This is a genomic window from Streptomyces anatolicus (assembly GCF_019400875.1).
GTDB classification, from domain to species: Bacteria; Actinomycetota; Actinomycetes; order Streptomycetales; family Streptomycetaceae; genus Streptomyces; species Streptomyces anatolicus.
In genome coordinates, this window is sequence record NZ_WMBF01000583.1 from 1 (window position 1) to 3,544 (window position 3,544).

At 73.7% G+C, this 3,544-nt stretch carries 3 protein-coding genes and 1 pseudogene; all 4 read left to right on the forward strand.

Features of this window, described 5'->3' with window-relative positions; genetic code table 11:
• Nucleotides 1-586: flavodoxin family protein (locus GKQ77_RS29880; RefSeq protein WP_219692243.1), on the forward strand; the 586-nt coding region annotated here is incomplete at its 5' end.
• A 177-nt stretch (nucleotides 587-763) separates the two neighbouring features.
• Entirely contained in the window at nucleotides 764-1,450 is a 687-nt protein-coding gene (locus GKQ77_RS29885) for a response regulator transcription factor (RefSeq protein WP_219692244.1), read from the forward strand.
• A gap of 46 nt (nucleotides 1,451-1,496) precedes the next feature.
• Complete coding sequence (locus GKQ77_RS29890; RefSeq protein WP_219692245.1) at nucleotides 1,497-2,141, forward strand: Pvc16 family protein; 645 nt, start codon at nucleotides 1,497-1,499, stop codon at nucleotides 2,139-2,141.
• A pseudogene (locus tag GKQ77_RS29895) lies at nucleotides 2,138-3,544 on the forward strand (ATP-binding protein); the annotation flags it as partial. The gene GKQ77_RS29890 and the pseudogene GKQ77_RS29895, both read left to right, overlap by 4 nt.

Genomic DNA, 3,544 nt, shown 5'->3' on the forward strand with positions numbered 1-3,544 from the left:
TGTCTGCACCCTCTCCCCCTCCCCCTCGCCCTCCAGCAGTGAGCTGCTCGCCGGGCAGGTGCTTGCCGAGCTGGAGAAGCTGGAGGTGAGCGTGGAGTCGGTGCGGGTCGCCGACCACGACGTGAAGTCCGGCATCTCGACCGACCTGGGCGACGGCGACGCCTGGCCCGCGCTGCGCGAGAAGGTCCTGGCGGCGGACATCCTGCTGCTCGCCACGCCGATCTGGCTCGGCCACCCTTCGAGCATCTGCCAGCGCGTTCTGGAGCGGCTGAACGCCGAGACCGAGACCGATGACCAGGGCCGCCCGCTGATCCACGGGAAGGTGGCAGCCGTGGCGGTGGTGGGCAACGAGGACGGCGCGCACAAGGTGAGCGCCGACGTCTTCCAGGGGCTCAACGACATCGGCTTCAGCCTCGCGCCGGGAGCCGTCACCTACTGGGTGGGCGAGGCCCAGCAGGGCACCGACTACCAGGATCTCGAGAAGACCCCCGACGCCGTCGCCGACACCACCCGGGCTCTCGCGGCGAACACCGTCCACCTCGCCCGGCTGCTGAGCGAGGCCCCGTACCCGCCCCCGGCCTCGTAAACCTTGACGCCCGGCTCACGTGTCCCCTTATGTATCCGCTCACGTGTCCGCTTACGGTCCACTCACGTGTCCCCTCACGTCCGTAAACGTCCGCGTTGATCCATCAGCAATCGTTTATTGATTGATTCCGATCACCCTGTGCCCCGTCGCTACTCGGGGGAAGACAGGGAACAACCAGTGTCGGATACACGCATACCGGTGGCCGTGCACGCCACCGACCCCCTCAGCCGGGCCGGGGTGATCAGCCACCTCCAGCACCAGCCAAGCGTCGAGCTGGTCGACCGCGCCGGGGACCTCTCGCAGCCGGCCAGGACCACGCACGAAGCGGCGCCGCCGCCGGAGCGGGTCGCCGTCATGCTCGTCGACCGGCTCGACGACCTCGCGGGCACGGAGTTGCGCCGCCTCGCCAGGTCCGCCGAGCAGCGCGTCGTGCTGATCGCGAGCGAGCTGCGCGAGCCGGAGCTGCTGGCGGTCGTCGAGTGCGGCGTACGCGCCATCCTCTGGCGGCACCAGGCGACCCCGCAGAAGCTGCTCCGCGCCGTGCACAGTGCCGCGCGGGGCGAAGGGGAGCTGCCGCCCGATCTCATCAACCGGCTCATGACCCAGCTGGGGCGGCTGCGGCTCTCCGCGCTCGACGGCTCGCCGTCCGCCGGCGGCGCGCTCGTGCCGACGCTCGGCATGGCACCCCGCGAGGTCGACGTGGTGCGGCTGATCGCGGAGGGCCTGGACACCAAGCAGATCTCGGAGAAGCTCGCCTACTCCGAGCGCACCGTCAAGAACGTCCTGCACGCGCTGATGACGCGCCTGCAGCTGCAGAACCGCGCGCATGCCGTCGCGTACGCGCTGCGGGAGGGGTACATCTGATGCCGCCGAGCCACCGCCTCCGCCCGAACGGGCCGGGGGCGTCGACGTGATCCACGAAGTGGACGAAGCGCTGCGGCAGTTGCTGCGCGAGGCGCTTCCCGAAGGGACCGGTGACGTCGTCTTCGAGGCCCCCAACCGCGACTGGGCGGCGCGCCGCAACGCGCCCACCCTCAACTCGTACCTGTACGACATCCGCGAGGACGTGGCCCGGCGCGAGCGCGGTGCCTACGCGGAACGCGGTCCGGACGGCGTGGTGCTGCGCAGACGCCAGCCGCCCCGCTGGTTCCGGCTCTCGTACCTGCTGACCGCCTGGACCAACCGTCCGGAGGACGAGCACCGGCTCCTCTCGGCGGCCCTCGGCACCCTGCTCGCCCATGAACTATTGCCGCCGGACCGGTTGCCGGCCGCGCTCGCCGCGCTGGGGGTGCCGCTGCCGCTGGGCGTCGCGGTGCCGCCGCCCGAGTCCCGGTCCATCGCGGACATCTGGTCGGCGCTCGGCGGTGAGCTGAAGCCGTCCCTGGACGTGGTGATCACCGTGCCGTTCCCGGTGTCGCCGGTGTACGACGTGGCGCCGCCGGTCACCGAGGGCGCGGTCGTCGTGCGCGGCATCGACGGCGAGCCGGGCGACGCACGGCCCCGGCGGATGCGGATCAGGCCGAATAGCGGCAGTGACGGGAAGGGGACGCGGTGAGCGCCGCATCCGAAGGGGTGCTCGCGCTGCTCGACGCGTTGCGCGGGCGGGTGGCGGAGCTGGTCGAGCGGCGTAGCTCCGACGACCCGACGGCGGCGGATCCGCTGCGCGGGCTTTACGTGTCGCCGGAGACGGCGCTGCGGCTCGCGACGGCTCCCCCAGTGGCTCCGGCGCCTCCGCCGGTTCCGGCACCCCCAGTGGCTCCGGCATCTCCGGCGGTTCCGGCCCCCTTCCCCGACGGGGCAGAAGCCAGCGGCCCCATCGGCGAGTTGGCGAAACTCTTCGGCCTCGCCCCGCTGGACCGGCACATCCTGCTGGCCGCCCTCGCCCCCGACGTCGACCGCCGTTTCGAGCCGCTGTACGGGTATCTCAACGACGACGTGGGGCGGCGCAGGGCGACGGTCGCGCTCACCCTCGACCTCGCGGGCACCGGGCCTCACGACCCGGCGGCCCGCGCCCGCTTCCACCCCCGGGCGCCGCTGCGCGCCGGGGGGCTCATCGCCCTGGACGACGAGGACCGGCCGTTGCCCGGGCGCGCGCTGCGGGTGCCCGAGCGAGTGGTGGCGTGGCTGCTCGGGGACGACGCGCTGGACCCGGAACTCATGGGCCCGTCGGTCGAGTTGCTGCCCCCGGCGCGGACGCGCCCCGCCGAGCCCCGGCCGGCGGACCTGTTCGCCGCGCGCCTCGCGGAACTCGCCGCCGAGCGCCCCCTCCTCGTCCATCTGCGTGAACGCAGGGAGGACACCGCCGCCGAACCGGTGATCGCCGCCCTGCGGGCCGCCGGGCTGCCGGTACTGCGCCACCTGCCCCCGGCCGGCGGCACGGAGACCGGCACCGCCCTCGCGCTGGTGCGCGAGGCACGGCTGCGGCGCGCCGCGCTCGTCGTGGCGCCGCTCCCGTCAGAACCCGGCGCCCTGGTAAGGGACTTGGCGACAGGCGACGTACCCCTCGTCCTCATCGGAAGCGAGCCGTACGACCCGGGGTGGGCGCCCGACGCGGGCCTGCTCGCGCTGGACGTACCCCCGCAGGCCGTCATCGACGCGCCACGCGCCTGGCACACGGAACTCGCCCGGCACACACCCCTCGGCGGCCCCGGCCTCGGCTTCGACCTCGGCGAGGCCGTCGCCCCCTACCGGCTCGGCCCCGCCCAGATCCGCCGGGCCGCGCGGGCCGCCGCCGCCCTGGCCGCGTTCGACGGCACCACGCCGACGGCCGCGCACGTCCAGGGCAGCGCCCGTCTGCAGTCCGCGCCCCTCCTCGACAAGCACGCCCGGCGGATCAGGCCCGAGGTCGGCTTCGAAGACCTCGTACTGCCGGAGGAACCCCTCGCCATACTGCGGGAGTTGACACTGCGCGCCCGGCACCGCGACAAGGTGCTCGGCGAGTGGCGGCTGCGCACCGGG